Source organism: Flavobacterium sp. AC274, from assembly GCF_979258275.1.
In genome coordinates, this window is sequence record NZ_OZ409852.1 from 420,497 (window position 1) to 434,145 (window position 13,649).

Consider the following 13,649-nt stretch of genomic DNA (forward strand, 5'->3'; position numbering starts at 1 on the left):
CCCACGCTTTCTTAATTGTATTGTTACTTAAGAGCCATGGGAATTACAATATAAATATATCTTTTTGATTGAAAATCAATCGAAATTTAAATTTTAAAAAAATAATAACACCCGATCCTTAGAAATTTCAAAAATCAAAAGTCAAATTCCAATTGGAATTTGGAATTTCAAAAATTGGTATTTTTAGAAACCGGGTGCAGTATTATTATTTTTTAGCTTCCTCGATATAAGAAATAGCTTGACCAACAGTAGCAATGTTTTCTGCTTGATCGTCTGGAATTTGAATATCAAATTCTTTTTCGAATTCCATAATAAGCTCAACAGTGTCTAATGAGTCAGCTCCTAAATCATTAGTGAAGCTTGCTTCTGTTACAACTTCGTTTTCGTCAACACCTAATTTGTCTACGATAATCGCTTTTACTCTTGATGCAATGTCTGACATAATCTTTAATTTTAGAATTTAATTTGTTGGCAAAAATAAAAAACTTTATTTTAAAACAACTATTTAGTTTATAAATGTGATACTAATTTATAAAATTAATTTCAAGAAAGCCCTTTTAATACTATTTATTTTCGATTTTTATTCCGTTTTTTGCATTCTCAAAATAAATCATATTATGAAAAAAATTGTTGTTTTTGCCTCAGGATCAGGAACTAATGCAGAAAATATTATAAAGTATTTTTCAAAAACTAAAATTGCAAAAGTTGTTTCTGTATTTACCAATAATGCTGCGGCAAAAGTCATCGAAAGAGCAAAAAATCATCAAATTCCTGTCGAAATCTTCTCAAAAAATGAACTTTTGGAACGAAACGTACTACAAAAAATACAAAAAATCGATCCGGATCTGATAGTTTTGGCTGGCTTTTTACTCAAGTTCCCCGAAAACATAATTGAACAATATCCAAACAAAATTATAAACATACATCCCGCGCTTTTACCTAATTATGGAGGTAAGGGAATGTATGGAATGCACATACACAGAGCTATAATTAATAATAAGGAAAAAGAAACCGGAATCTCTATTCATTATGTAAATGAAAATTATGATGAAGGCGGCATTATTTTTCAGAAAAATGTAGTTCTAACAGAAGATGACACACCAGAAACGGTGGCTGAAAAGATTCACGAACTGGAACAAAAGTATTTTCCAGAGATTATTCAGACTATATTGGAAAAATAAATTTCAGTTTTGGATAAGTTGAAAAATCTAAAATCTGAATTCAAAAATCTACAATCTAAATAAATGGATCACGAAGTACATATATATACTGATGGCGCTGCAAAAGGAAATCCCGGAAACGGTGGTTATGGCGTTGTGATGGAATTGGTTGGAACACCACATAAAAAAGAATTTTACGAAGGTTTTCGTTTGACCACTAATAACAGAATGGAGCTTTTGGCTGTAATTGTTGGTTTAGAAAAATTGAAAAATCCAAATATGAAGGTTTTGGTTATTTCAGATTCTAAATACGTAGTCGATTCTGTTTTAAAAAAATGGGTATTGGGCTGGGAGAAAAAGAAATTTTCCGGACGAAAAAACCCTGATTTATGGAAACGCTTTTTAATTGTGTACCGCAAACATCAAGTCGATTTTAAATGGATTAAGGGTCACAACAATCACCCTCAAAACGAACGCTGCGATCAATTGGCCGTTATGGCATCAATGCAGCCTAAACTTTCTGTTGACGAATATTACGAAAACATCGGTTCAAAAATGGATTAAAAAAAATAACGTATCATGAAAACTGCTTCCTGATACGTTATTCAAGCTACTAACTTAAAAAAATCTTATTGTTCTTTATCTAAATCTTTGGCAGTTTTAAATCCGCCCAATAAGCCAACTCCGGCCATGATAAAAATGATTGAAGGATAAACAGCATCATCATCTAATGAAGTGTAAGTTGTAATTAATAAGGCAAGGAAAATTCCAACGCCGCTTCCTATTAATAAAAAAGCTAAATTCACAACAAAAACTTTCCAGGCAGAGCCTCCTTTTCCTGCTCCCTTCAAAAAGATACTGGCGTCAACGCCTTTTTCTATAAGCGCCATACGCTCTCTGTTTCTGGTTGAGAAAAAAGATAGACAATCCCAAAGATCATCGCAAAAAGACTAACTGGTATTAATACTTGTGGTCCCATAATTTTTATGTTTTTATAATTGATTGATACTCCATATGACGACAGCTTTTAAATTAAGGTTACAAATATTTGAAGAAAAATTACAAAAATTAAATTCCAAATTTAAAAGTCACTGATTATCAATTAATTTTGGGTTTGTTGTTTTGCCTGGTAAAACTGAAATCTTCGTCAAAGTTTTAAACTTTGACAAAGATGAAGACTAAGTAAATACATGAATTTACAATCAGCATAGAATTTGAAATTTATTTTCAAATATTTGTAACCTAAACCCAGAACGTGTCGTCCTATATAATATGAGTACTTTAGAAGATCAGTATTATATCGATAAAATTCTGCAGGGCGAAACAAATGCGTTTGCCGTGCTGGTGGACCGTTATAAAAATATGATTTTTACTTTGGCACTCAAAATGATTAAAAACAGAGAAGAAGCCGAAGAAGTTGCTCAGGATACTTTTATCAAAGCTTATAATTCTTTAGCGAAGTTTAAAGGTGATTCTAAGTTTTCGACATGGATTTACAGAGTAGCTTATAATACGTGTTTAGATCGCTTGAAGAAAAATAAAAAAGAAGACAATAATATTTCGATAGATGAATTTTCGGCACATTTAATTAAAACAATGGATAATGCTTTGAGTGCTTTAGAAGATAAAGAACGAAAGCAGACGATTCAGAATTGTTTAAATTTATTGCCAAGGGAAGAGAATTTCCTGCTAACTTTATTTTATTTTGAAGATCAGAGTTTAGAAGAAATCGGAAAAATCATGAATATCAATGCTAATAATGTCAAAGTAAAATTATTTAGAAGCCGACAAAAATTAGCTGTAATTTTGAAAAAGCAATTAGAACCAGAACTATTAGATTATTATGAAAGAGAGCGATAAAAACATAGAAAATCTTATTGATAAAATGATGGGCGAAAATACTTTGGAATCGCCATCTATGGACTTTACTTCAAAAATAATGGCTCAGGTTCTGGTAGCAGAAAAAAGTAAAGCTAAAAGCTACAAACCTTTAATTTCTAAAACAATCTGGATTTTGATTGGTTTTGGTTTAATTTCCTTAATTGTTTACGCATCATTTTTTTCAGGAACTCAATCTAATTTGGTAATTGATAAATCTTATACAGAAAGATTCTCTGCTGTGTTTTCAGGAATCCATCTCTCAAAAAATATTTTATATGCTGTCCTGATTGTGCCTTTTATGATTTTAATTCAGGTTGGTGTTTTGAAGAATTATTTTGATAAGAAGTACGAGTTGTAAAGTTGTTAAATCTGACTAAAAACTTTTAAAATCAATAATTGTGAATTTTATTTATCGTAATTTTGTATTGTTCATTAATTTAAAAGAAAATGATACAGAAAACCATTACTCCTAAAGATAAAATTGTGAATCTTTCTTTTGAAATTCCAAAAAATTACATTGGAAAAGTCCTGAAAGTATCTATTGATTTTGAGAATGAAACCGATCAAATTGAAAACAATTTATCTAAAGAAGATTTTGCAGAATGGATAAAAACTGCTGAAAATACTTCAACAATGTCTTTAGAAAAGTTTAATGAAAGATGGGAAGAGAAAAAACTCAAAATCCAAAACAATATACGTTAGATATATCGGAGAGGTATTTCCAAAATTTAGAAGAGATTGTTGATTATATTGCCTTCGTAAAACATCAACCCCTAAATTCAATTAAAATTGGTAATGGAATAAATAAGGTTATGAACAAAATAGTTCATGATCCACTAATTTATGCTCAATGTGAAAACTTACCGACAAAAAATAAAATCTACAGAGAAGCTGCCTACAAAACATGGCTTATTATATTTAAAATCAAAAATAATCATGTTACCATTCTTGGCGTTTTAAGTGGGAAAAGAAAAATTTCATCTTTTACAAAACTGAAATAAATATTGAAGATTTTTTCAATTAAATATTGCAATTTAAATCCTAAAACCTTATTTTAAGCACTCCAAAAAATATAATTTAACCAATTCATTTACAATAGTTTTAGCCCCGCAAACGATATTGTTTTTTTATGAAAATTTTGCGAACCTAAACCGTTGCAATATTGTAACTTATGAAGTATCTTTGCACCCTAATTCGAAATTCATAAAATGAATAAATTATTGATTGTTGGAACGGTTGCTTTCGACGCGATTGAAACTCCTTTCGGAAAAACAGATAAAATTTTAGGTGGTGCTGCAACGTACATTGGTTTATCGGCATCATTTTTTAACTTGCAATCGGCCATTGTTTCTGTAGTTGGCGACGATTTTCCACAAGAACATTTAGATCTTTTAACTTCAAGAAATATTGATATCTCTGGTATCGAAATTGTAAAAGGCGGAAAAACCTTTTTCTGGAGCGGTTTGTATCACAACGATCTAAATTCAAGAGATACTCTTGTTACTGAACTAAACGTTTTGGCTGACTTTCAACCAAAAGTTCCTCAAAATTATAAAGATGCTGATGTTGTGATGTTAGGAAACTTACATCCTTTAGTACAAAGTAGTGTTTTGGATCAAATGGAGAAAAAACCAAAATTGGTAGTTTTAGATACTATGAATTTTTGGATGGATTGTGCTTTACCGGAATTATTAGAAGTAATTAAACGTGTAGATGTTATTACAATCAATGATGAAGAAGCAAGACAACTTTCAGGAGAATATTCATTAGTAAAAGCTGCGGCTAAAATCCAGGAATTGGGACCAAAATATGTGGTGATCAAAAAAGGAGAGCACGGCGCACTTTTATTCCATAATAGAGAAGTGTTTTTTGCACCGGCATTACCATTAGAAGATGTTTTTGATCCAACAGGAGCCGGAGATACTTTTGCGGGTGGTTTTTCTGGATTTATTGCACAAAGCGAAAACATTTCGTTTGGCAACATGAAAAATGCAATAATTTACGCTTCGAATTTAGCTTCATTTTGTGTGGAGAAATTTGGAACCGAAAGGATGGAAACATTAAGCAAAGCTGAAGTAGCGATTCGATTACAGCAATTTAAATCGTTAACGCAGTTTGACATAGAAATATAATGCCCGAAAGCCTCGATAACACGGGGCTTTTTTATTACGTTAATACACACAACTTACAACAACACAAATACAAAACACAATGAGCGACGCGTTAAAACACGAATGTGGTATAGCCTTAGTTAGACTTCTGAAACCGCTTGAATATTACAAAGAAAAATACGGAACTGCTTTTTACGGAATACAAAAAATGTATCTGATGATGGAAAAGCAGCACAACCGCGGACAAGATGGAGCAGGTTTTGCAAGCATCAAACTAGATGTTGATCCGGGACAACGATACATCAGCAGAGTTCGTTCGAATCATGCACAGCCTATTCAGGATGTTTTTGCACAAATCAATGATCGTATCAATGAAGAGCTAGGTGCTCATCCGGAATATGCAGATGATGTTGCCGCTCAAAAAGCAAACATTCCTTATATAGGAGAATTGTTTTTAGGTCATGTTCGTTACGGAACCTTCGGAAAAAACAGCATCGAAAGTGTTCATCCATTTTTGCGTCAAAGTAACTGGATGCACCGTAATTTGATTTTGGCAGGGAACTTTAATATGACGAATGTTAAAGAACTTTTCGAAAACTTAGTGGAACTTGGTCAACATCCAAAAGAAATGGCCGATACTGTGACAGTAATGGAAAAGATTGGACATTTCTTAGATAAAGAAGTAATGCAATTATACCAGGACTGTAAAGCAGAAGGTTATTCTAAAAGAGAAGCTTCTCCGGTAATTGCAGACCGATTGGATATTGCAAAAATATTAGCACGCTCTGCAAAAAATCTTGACGGAGGTTACGCAATGGCCGGATTATTAGGTCATGGTGATGCTTTTGTTTTTAGAGATCCAGCCGGAATTCGTCCTGCTTATTTTTATCAGGATGATGAAGTGGTTGTTGTTGCTTCTGAGCGACCTGTAATTCAAACCGTATTTAATGTTCCGTTTGAAAGCGTTCAGGAAATTGAGCCGGGAAATGCTTTGATTATCAAGAAAAGCGGAAAAGTTTCGATGGAACAAATTCTGGAACCAACCGTAAAAAAGCATGTTCTTTCGAAAGAATCTATTTCTCCAGAGGAAGTGATGCTGAAATTTACCAGGAACGTAAAAACTTAGGAAAGCTAATTTTACCTGCAGTTCTTAAGTCAATTGACAGTGATACAGATAATACTGTTTTCTCTTATATTCCAAATACTGCCGAAACTTCATTTTATGGTTTGGTTGAAGCAGCTCAGGATTTCTTAAATCAGAGAAAAAATAATTATATTCTGGAAAACAGAAATACGCTTACAGCTGAAACATTGCAAGAATTATTGGCTGTAAAAATTCGTACTGAAAAAGTTGCTATTAAAGATGCTAAACTAAGAACTTTCATTACAGAAGACAGCAGCCGTGATGATTTGGTAGCACACGTTTATGATGTAACATACGGCGTTATCAAACCAACAGATAATTTGGTTATTATTGATGATAGTATCGTACGTGGTACAACATTAAAAATGAGTATCATTAAAATGATGGATCGTTTAAAACCAAAACGTATTGTAATCGTTTCATCGGCACCACAAATTCGTTACCCTGATTGCTACGGAATTGACATGGCGAAACTAGAAGGTCTTGTTGCTTTTAGAGCAGCTCTTGCTTTACTGAAAGAAAGAAATCTATACCATATAGTTGATGAAGTTTATACAAAATGTAAAGCTCAGGAAAATTATCTTGATACAGATGTTGTAAATTACGTAACAGCTATTTATGACCAATTTACTCCTGAAGAAATTTCAGATAAAATTGCAGAAATGTTAAGTTCTCCGGAAATTAATGCTGAAGTAAAAATTATATTCCAAAAGGTGGAAGATCTGCATATTGCCTGTCCTAAAAATCTTGGAGACTGGTATTTCACAGGAGACTATCCAACGCCTGGTGGAAACCGTGTTGTAAACAGAGCATTCATGAATTTTTATGAAGGTAAAGACGCACGAGCGTATTAAAAAAATACTAACAAAAGGTTAAATTGTGCACTTTATCGGTTTTTTTGCCGTTCATCCTATATGTTTGGCAAAATCGCACATCTAAGATACTTTTGGGATACCATAACATTAGTAGGTTAAGTTTATGGTAGATTTGGGGCAAAAAGGGTGGAAGAAATTCCACCTTTTTTATTGGAATAAACTCAAAAAACATATAAAAAGACAAGGCAAAGTAAGAAATTACGTATTTCATCGGGTTTATTTGCACTTCGTCTAGAATATTTGTGAAATCGATATAGCTATTATATATTTACTATACCATAACATTAGTAGGTTAAGTATATGGTAGATTTGGGGCAAAAAGGGTGAAAGAAATTTCACCTTTTTTATTGGAGTAAACTCAACGAATGACCAAAGTAAGAAAATACGCATTTCATCGATTATATTTGCACTTCATCTAAAATAGTTGGTATTACAATTTAACTATTCTATTTTTATAATACCATTACATTAGTAGGTTAAGTATATGGTAGATTTGGGGCAAAAAGGGTGGAAGAAATTCCACCTTTTTTATTTTACAATTATAGAGAATAGAACAAAGAAAATAGAATAAAGATTGTTGAACATTTTAACTATCTGACAAAAAAAGACGGACAGCTATCAAGCCATCCGTCTTTTTTCTTTACTCTTTATTCTATTATCTTGCTTGAGACTATTTCTCTAAAGCATATCTTCTTGCAACTTCTGTCCAGTTAATTACATTAAAAAAAGCTTCGATGTAATCTGGTCTTCTGTTTTGATAATTTAAATAATAAGCATGCTCCCAAACATCCATTCCTAAAATTGGAGTTCCACCGCAACCAACTTCCGGCATTAATGGATTGTCCTGATTTGGAGTTCCGCAAACATCTAATTTTCCGCCTTTTTGTACACATAACCAAGCCCATCCTGAACCAAATTGTGTTGCACCAGCTTTAGCAAATTTTGCTTTAAACTCTTCAAAAGTTCCAAAAGAAGATTCAATAGCAGCCAACAAATCACCTGTTGGTAATCCGCCACCGTTTGGAGTCATTACAGTCCAGAATAAATTGTGGTTGTAAAAACCTCCACCATTGTTACGAACTGCTGCGTTTGATTTATCTAGGTTGATTAAGATGTTTTCGATTGTTTTTCCTTCCAAATCTGTACCAGCGATTGCAGCGTTAAGATTTGTCGTGTATGCATTATGATGTTTTGAATGGTGAATTTCCATTGTACGTGCATCAATATGTGGTTCTAATGCATCATATGCATAAGGTAATTGTGGTAATTCAAAAGCCATGATATTTGATTTTATGGTTTATAATAATTTATCCCAAATTTAAACATTTAACTTTGGAATAGAAAATACTATTTCGTTATAATTCAATTTAATTAATCGATTATTTAGCTTTTTAATACCTAAATAGTTGAAAATCTTTATTTTCCATTAAAAGTTGTCATCGTATTTTCTAAACCTGCAGTTCCAAAAGATTTTATAATTTCTGAAGCAACCTCCAAACGTTCTGGTAATTTTGCTTTTTCTTCTTCATCCCAATCTCCTAAAACATAATCGATTTGCTGTCCTTTTTTAAACTGATCACTAATACCAAATCTAAAACGGGTATATTGTTGTGTGTTTAATATTAAATTGATATTCTTCAATCCGTTATGTCCACCGTCACTACCTTTTGGCTTGATTCGGATGGTTCCAAAAGATAAATTTAAATCGTCTGTAATAACCAAAATATTCTCTAGCGGAATGTTTTCTTTATCCATCCAATATTTTACGGCTTTTCCGCTTAAATTCATGTAAGTGTTTGGTTTAAGCAGAAAAAAAGATCTTCCTTTAAATTTATATTCAGCCAAAGCTCCCAATTTTACGGTTTCAAAAGAAAGACCTTCTTTTTTAGCTAAAAAATCAAGGACTTTAAATCCTATATTATGTCTGGTATTTACGTACTCGGCACCAATATTACCAAGTCCTACGATTAAATATTTTTTCATATTATCTGTGTTCTCTTCTTTTTGTGTTGATGAAAACAGTTTTGTTATCCATTTTATCATGTCTGCAAAAATAGGGTTAATTTGGTAATTAGAAAATGTGTCAATTAGATAATTTGAATTGTTATTGCCGTTTAACCGCGAAGTTCGCAAGGTTTTACGCAAAGTGCGTGGGGATGGCACGCGGATGACGCGGATTTAAACTGATTTGCGCTGGTTTTTTATAGTATTAATTTATTCTTCCTTTTTGTCTGACTGAGTGGAGAAGTTTCGCAAAGTATTTCAATTTAGATTGTCGAGTTTCTTACAAGACTTCGACTCCGCTCAGTTTGACAATGCTGTAGACTTTTATAACTTAGAACCTTAGTATCTTAGCAACTTAGAATCTTATAAAAACTAAATCTCTGGCTAGCCTTGACAGCAGCGGCATCCTTTTTCTGGCTTCTTTAGCCAGGAAAAAGATATAGCGGATGGCAGGAACGTTGGGTCTTGAAAAACTGAAATTTCTGCTTCAAAGAAAAATAACACAAAAGATCAAAAAAAGGGCTTCGACTCCGCTCTGCCTGACACCGGATAGAAAACTTAAAACCTCAGCATCTTAGCAACTCAGAACTTCTAAAAACAAAAAAAGCACCAATCTTTCGATTGATGCTTTTGTATTGATTTGAAAAAAATTATTTTTTCTTTCCTTTTGCAGGAGCTTTTGCAGCTTTTGCAGCTTCTTGAGCAGCTTTCATAGCAGCACGAGAAATTCTTACCTGAGCTACAACTGTATTTTCAGGGTGCATCACTTTGTATTCTGGGCTACCAACTTTAGTAACGTATAATTTGTTACCCATTTCAAGCGGAGTAATGTCAGCTTCAACAAAATCAGGAAGATCTTTAGGTAAAGCTTTTACTTTTAATTTACGAGTGTTTAAACGTAAAACACCACCTGCAAGAACACCTTTTGATGTACCAACAACTTTTACAGGAACTTCCATAGTGATTTCTTTGTCATCAAATAATTGAAAGAAGTCAATATGTAAGATTTTGTCAGATACAGGGTGAACCTGAATATCTTGTAAAATTGCATTGAATGATTTTCCTTTTCCAAGCTCAATCACAACTGTGTGTGCATTTGGAGTGTAAACCAAGTTTTTGAACGCTGCAGCGTCTGCTGAGAAGTGTACTGCTTGATTTCCTCCGTATAACACGCAAGGAACCGCTCCAGCATTACGTAAGGCTTTAGTTGACACTTTGCCCACGCTTTCTCTTTCTGATCCTTTAATTGTAATCGATTTCATTGTAAAAAAATATAGTTATTAATAAATATTCTAATTTGCTATAAGCTTTAAGCTTTTTGTAATAGTGAAATAGCTTACGGCTTTAAGCCTAAAGCGTATTGCTTCTTACATTATAAATTTTCCACTAATGGAATTGTTGTGGTGCACCATGTGCATTACTTCAGCAAAAAGAGGTGCACAACTCACTACTCTAATTTTGTTTGATTCTTTCTTTAACGGGATAGAATCGGTAACTATTAATTCGCTTAATTTCGAATTTTCAATTTTTTCGTAAGCGCCGCCTGATAAAATAGCATGTGTACAAATTGCTCTAACGCTTAATGCTCCTTTTTCGATCATTAAATCTGCCGCTTTTGCTAATGTTCCACCAGTATCGATCATGTCGTCTACTAATATTACGTTACGACCTTTTACTTCACCTATTAGCTCCATAGTGTCGATAACGTTGGCTGCTTTTCTTTGTTTATAACAGATTACTACATCTGATTCTAAAAACTTAGAGTAAGCATATGCTCTTTTTGAACCTCCCATATCTGGAGATGCAATTGTTAGATTTTCTAAATTTAAACTCTGCACATATGGCAAAAAGATGGTTGATGCAAATAAATGATCTACCGGCTTTTCAAAGAATCCCTGAATTTGATCTGCATGCAAATCCATTGTCATTATTCTTGTTGCTCCTGCAGCGGTTAGCAAATTAGCTACTAACTTTGCTCCAATCGGAACTCTTGGTTTGTCTTTTCTATCCTGTCTTGCCCAACCAAAATAAGGCATAACAGCTGTAATATGTCTTGCTGATGCGCGTTTTGCAGCATCAATCATAAGTAATAATTCCATCAAATTATCAGCAGATGGAAAAGTTGAGCACACGATAAAAACGCGTAATCCTCTGATTGACTCTTCGTAAGATGGCTGAAATTCTCCATCACTATACGTTGACATCGTTACTTTGCCTAGTGGAATTCCGTATTGTTCGGCAATTTTCTCTGCAAGATAAACACTTTTTGAACAAGCAAAAATTTTAGCTTCTGGTTCTAGGTGCGACATTATAATTTGTTGTTTTGTAGTTAGTTGTGTGTGCGTCGTTTTAACGAGGTGCAAATTTAGAAAATTTATTGGACACTGAAAGGAAATATTTAAGTATTTTTAGTAGAACATTTAATTTTATTTTTTACATTTGCACCGTGTTAAAGGAATAAGCAAAGTTATGACATCATAATTACTTATTCTATTGCGTTAAAATAATTGATTTATTTGATTGTTTTTTCGTCTGCTAAGCCCGGATGGCGGAATTGGTAGACGCGCTGGTCTCAAACACCTGTGGGAAACCGTGCCGGTTCGACTCCGGCTCCGGGTACTTTAAGAAACCGTAATTATATTGTAATTTCAATATATTACGGTTTTTTTATATTATCTCACCAAAGCCAACTATTTTAAAAAAATAATGTGCTTTTCCACTTAAATGTATTAAAAAAACCGATTAGCATTGACTACTAAACTAAACATTCTATTATCCTTTTAAAATATAAACATTTAATTCTTTTGATTATTAAATTTATTTCACCTTAGTTTTTAAAAAGATCAAATTATCCTCTGTATTAAAATTTCTAATTACTTTTTTGCTTTTTAGTAATTGTGCAAATTCAGTATTAAAAGGATTGTTTTCGATTTCCACGGTATGTTGAGCATAAATTTCAGAATATGGTCTTCCCATCAAAACTATAAAAGTTGCCAAACTATCATCGAAATTACTTGATTGTATTATTTTATAAATTGTCTCTTTATCAAGAGACAGTTCATTTAAAATCTCAATAAACTTTTCCTTATTTTCTTTGATAAATTTCAATAGCAATTCATTGTATTGATTATTAATAAAATCGAAACTATCTGTATCCATTTCAACAAACTTGAAATCAATTAACAACTCCATTTTATCATTCGGAACACTACCAAAATCCTTTAATTTAATTTCAATTGAAAGAAAACAAGTTAGCAAAAACTGAAAAGCTTCAAGTTTTATTCTACTATTAGCAAATTTAACAAAGAAAGGGTAAGCTCTTTCATCACCCTTAAGGTCAAAATCATCATTAATAAATTGTAAATAATTTATAGAGTTATTCAAAAAATCAAATAAATCTTCATCAATTATATTTTCGCATTCAACAAAATATGACAGAATATTATTCCAATTGATAGTGATTTTTTGTTTTTTAAGTAAAAAATTCCAAAATTCTTTATCCTTAATTTCTTTTATATCTGTGATAACCTTTATGTTTTTGTTTAAGATTTCTTCTCGAAAATCTATTAATGAATCCTCGTTTAATAATTTTAACAAAGCTGTTTCACTTTCATTAATATTCTCTCTTAATTTAGAGTAAACATTCTTATAATAAATTACAATATTATCATTAATATAGCTAATTAGAGGGTCACATCCAGATTGTAAAATAGCAGTATAATTAGACTTATCTAATAAATCGAAAATTTTCTTATTTGAGCAATATGTAAAAATAAAAAATTGAATCATATTGTCATTAATCAGATAATGATTATTTTGATAAACAAACGAAGTAAATTCATTTTCTACCATCTTTAAACTAGAAAATTTTACATTTTTACTAATGACAAAATCTTGAAATTTAACAATACTAATTAAAGGATCTTGAAATACATTTAAATCACTAAACTCAGAAATATAACTAGCCAGCACATTGTTATAATCCATTTTAACTATTTCCTCACCGGTAAGATTGATAAAAAATAATTTAACATAATTCATCCTTTTCTCTTCTGTAAAATTTTCCTTTACAAAAATTATATTTATCAAATCATTTTTTAAACTACAAACTTTTTTAAAGAAGTAATTCACATTATTACTGCTCGCATAATAAACATATTGATCCATGAATTTTACAAATTGATCACTTCTATTGCACACATGATTAATTATAAGCAAAGACTTTTGGTCTTTCACTTTTTCAATTACATAATCTAACAAGCTAAAATTCATGATCGAATCTTTTGAAAAGTTCGCTTCTTTAATTTTATTTTGACTCAAAAGAGCTTTAATGTCATCTAATTTATAATCGAAAGCTAATGGCCTATTATTCGTAAAACTTAATAAAAAATCAGTATCAACCTTAGAGATATTTCCATCTTTTCTTGAAATATAAATTTCATAATCTTCATCAATATATCCTTCTGTAACCAAA

13 protein-coding genes, 1 tRNA gene and 2 pseudogenes are annotated in these 13,649 nt (G+C 31.8%); 9 read left to right on the forward strand and 7 right to left on the reverse strand.

Annotation, left to right across the window (positions count from 1 at the left end; translation table 11 throughout):
* Positions 1 to 205 precede the first annotated feature (205 nt).
* Positions 206 to 442 (reverse strand): acyl carrier protein, encoded by a 237-nt coding sequence (locus ACZZZT_RS01875; RefSeq protein ID WP_007137004.1) that lies wholly within the window; start codon positions 440 to 442, stop codon positions 206 to 208.
* A 175-nt stretch (positions 443 to 617) separates the two neighbouring features.
* Between ACZZZT_RS01875 and purN the strand changes: the two genes are divergently transcribed.
* Positions 618 to 1,181: a phosphoribosylglycinamide formyltransferase gene (purN, locus tag ACZZZT_RS01880; protein WP_042564772.1), complete on the forward strand. Its 564-nt coding sequence runs from the start codon at positions 618 to 620 to the stop codon at positions 1,179 to 1,181.
* A 63-nt stretch (positions 1,182 to 1,244) separates the two neighbouring features.
* Positions 1,245 to 1,724, forward strand: coding sequence for a ribonuclease HI (rnhA, locus tag ACZZZT_RS01885; RefSeq protein WP_073394551.1), 480 nt, complete (start codon positions 1,245 to 1,247; stop codon positions 1,722 to 1,724).
* Positions 1,725 to 1,789: 65 nt separating this feature from the next.
* On the opposite strand, the pseudogene ACZZZT_RS01890 reads toward rnhA, so the two are convergent.
* A pseudogene (locus ACZZZT_RS01890) lies at positions 1,790 to 2,139 on the reverse strand (DUF6249 domain-containing protein).
* A 293-nt stretch (positions 2,140 to 2,432) separates the two neighbouring features.
* On the opposite strand from ACZZZT_RS01890, the gene ACZZZT_RS01895 reads away from it, so the two are divergent.
* The 6 genes and pseudogenes from ACZZZT_RS01895 (at position 2,433) to ACZZZT_RS01920 (ending at position 7,150) form a co-directional block, all read left to right on the forward strand.
* A complete protein-coding gene (locus ACZZZT_RS01895) occupies positions 2,433 to 3,020 on the forward strand; it encodes an RNA polymerase sigma factor (RefSeq protein WP_463459243.1) in 588 nt (195 codons plus the stop codon).
* Positions 3,004 to 3,399 (forward strand): hypothetical protein, encoded by a 396-nt coding sequence (locus ACZZZT_RS01900; RefSeq protein WP_463459244.1) that lies wholly within the window; start codon positions 3,004 to 3,006, stop codon positions 3,397 to 3,399. Before ACZZZT_RS01895 ends, ACZZZT_RS01900 begins: the two co-directional genes overlap by 17 nt.
* 89 nt (positions 3,400 to 3,488) lie before the next feature.
* A complete protein-coding gene (locus ACZZZT_RS01905; RefSeq protein ID WP_073394530.1) occupies positions 3,489 to 3,743 on the forward strand; it encodes a hypothetical protein in 255 nt (84 codons plus the stop codon).
* Positions 3,701 to 4,042: a type II toxin-antitoxin system RelE/ParE family toxin gene (locus tag ACZZZT_RS01910; protein ID WP_463459245.1), complete on the forward strand. Its 342-nt coding sequence runs from the start codon at positions 3,701 to 3,703 to the stop codon at positions 4,040 to 4,042. The genes ACZZZT_RS01905 and ACZZZT_RS01910 overlap by 43 nt, the downstream gene beginning before the upstream one ends.
* Positions 4,043 to 4,249: 207 nt before the next feature.
* Positions 4,250 to 5,173 carry a PfkB family carbohydrate kinase gene (locus ACZZZT_RS01915; RefSeq protein ID WP_463459246.1) on the forward strand — a complete coding sequence of 308 codons (924 nt, stop codon included), beginning with the start codon at positions 4,250 to 4,252 and terminating at the stop codon, positions 5,171 to 5,173.
* Between the two features lie 79 nt (positions 5,174 to 5,252).
* A pseudogene (locus ACZZZT_RS01920) lies at positions 5,253 to 7,150 on the forward strand (amidophosphoribosyltransferase).
* 691 nt (positions 7,151 to 7,841) lie between these two features.
* On the opposite strand, the gene ACZZZT_RS01925 reads toward ACZZZT_RS01920, so the two are convergent.
* The 4 genes from ACZZZT_RS01925 to ACZZZT_RS01940 form a co-directional block, all read right to left on the reverse strand.
* Positions 7,842 to 8,450: a superoxide dismutase gene (locus tag ACZZZT_RS01925; protein WP_042564798.1), complete on the reverse strand. Its 609-nt coding sequence runs from the start codon at positions 8,448 to 8,450 to the stop codon at positions 7,842 to 7,844.
* Positions 8,451 to 8,587: 137 nt separating this feature from the next.
* Complete coding sequence (gene pth / locus ACZZZT_RS01930) at positions 8,588 to 9,214, reverse strand: aminoacyl-tRNA hydrolase (RefSeq protein WP_463459247.1); 627 nt, start codon at positions 9,212 to 9,214, stop codon at positions 8,588 to 8,590.
* A gap of 611 nt (positions 9,215 to 9,825) precedes the next feature.
* On the reverse strand, positions 9,826 to 10,437 hold the full coding sequence (locus ACZZZT_RS01935; protein ID WP_042564800.1) for a 50S ribosomal protein L25/general stress protein Ctc: 612 nt from the start codon (positions 10,435 to 10,437) through the stop codon (positions 9,826 to 9,828).
* Between the two features lie 105 nt (positions 10,438 to 10,542).
* A complete protein-coding gene (locus ACZZZT_RS01940) occupies positions 10,543 to 11,484 on the reverse strand; it encodes a ribose-phosphate pyrophosphokinase (RefSeq protein ID WP_042564801.1) in 942 nt (313 codons plus the stop codon).
* 230 nt (positions 11,485 to 11,714) lie between these two features.
* On the opposite strand from ACZZZT_RS01940, the gene ACZZZT_RS01945 reads away from it, so the two are divergent.
* Positions 11,715 to 11,794, forward strand: a tRNA-Leu gene (locus ACZZZT_RS01945).
* Between the two features lie 198 nt (positions 11,795 to 11,992).
* Here the strand turns inward: ACZZZT_RS01945 and ACZZZT_RS01950 are convergent.
* Positions 11,993 to 13,648: a hypothetical protein gene (locus ACZZZT_RS01950; RefSeq protein ID WP_463459248.1), complete on the reverse strand. Its 1,656-nt coding sequence runs from the start codon at positions 13,646 to 13,648 to the stop codon at positions 11,993 to 11,995.
* Between the last annotated feature and the right edge of the window lies 1 nt (position 13,649).

Excerpts from the sequence above, each read along its gene's own strand:
- purN (WP_042564772.1), top strand. The coding sequence starts at position 618 with ATGAAAAAAATTGTTGTTTTTGCCTCAGGATCAGGAACTAATGCAGAA.
- ACZZZT_RS01910 (WP_463459245.1), top strand. The coding sequence starts at position 3,701 with ATGGGAAGAGAAAAAACTCAAAATCCAAAACAATATACGTTAGATATA.
- ACZZZT_RS01895 (WP_463459243.1), top strand. The coding sequence starts at position 2,433 with ATGAGTACTTTAGAAGATCAGTATTATATCGATAAAATTCTGCAGGGC.
- ACZZZT_RS01875 (WP_007137004.1), bottom strand. The coding sequence starts at position 442 with ATGTCAGACATTGCATCAAGAGTAAAAGCGATTATCGTAGACAAATTA.
- ACZZZT_RS01905 (WP_073394530.1), top strand. The coding sequence starts at position 3,489 with ATGATACAGAAAACCATTACTCCTAAAGATAAAATTGTGAATCTTTCT.
- ACZZZT_RS01900 (WP_463459244.1), top strand. The coding sequence starts at position 3,004 with ATGAAAGAGAGCGATAAAAACATAGAAAATCTTATTGATAAAATGATG.
- ACZZZT_RS01925 (WP_042564798.1), bottom strand. The coding sequence starts at position 8,450 with ATGGCTTTTGAATTACCACAATTACCTTATGCATATGATGCATTAGAA.
- rnhA (WP_073394551.1), top strand. The coding sequence starts at position 1,245 with ATGGATCACGAAGTACATATATATACTGATGGCGCTGCAAAAGGAAAT.
- ACZZZT_RS01915 (WP_463459246.1), top strand. The coding sequence starts at position 4,250 with ATGAATAAATTATTGATTGTTGGAACGGTTGCTTTCGACGCGATTGAA.
- ACZZZT_RS01940 (WP_042564801.1), bottom strand. The coding sequence starts at position 11,484 with ATGTCGCACCTAGAACCAGAAGCTAAAATTTTTGCTTGTTCAAAAAGT.
- pth (WP_463459247.1), bottom strand. The coding sequence starts at position 9,214 with ATGATAAAATGGATAACAAAACTGTTTTCATCAACACAAAAAGAAGAG.
- ACZZZT_RS01935 (WP_042564800.1), bottom strand. The coding sequence starts at position 10,437 with ATGAAATCGATTACAATTAAAGGATCAGAAAGAGAAAGCGTGGGCAAA.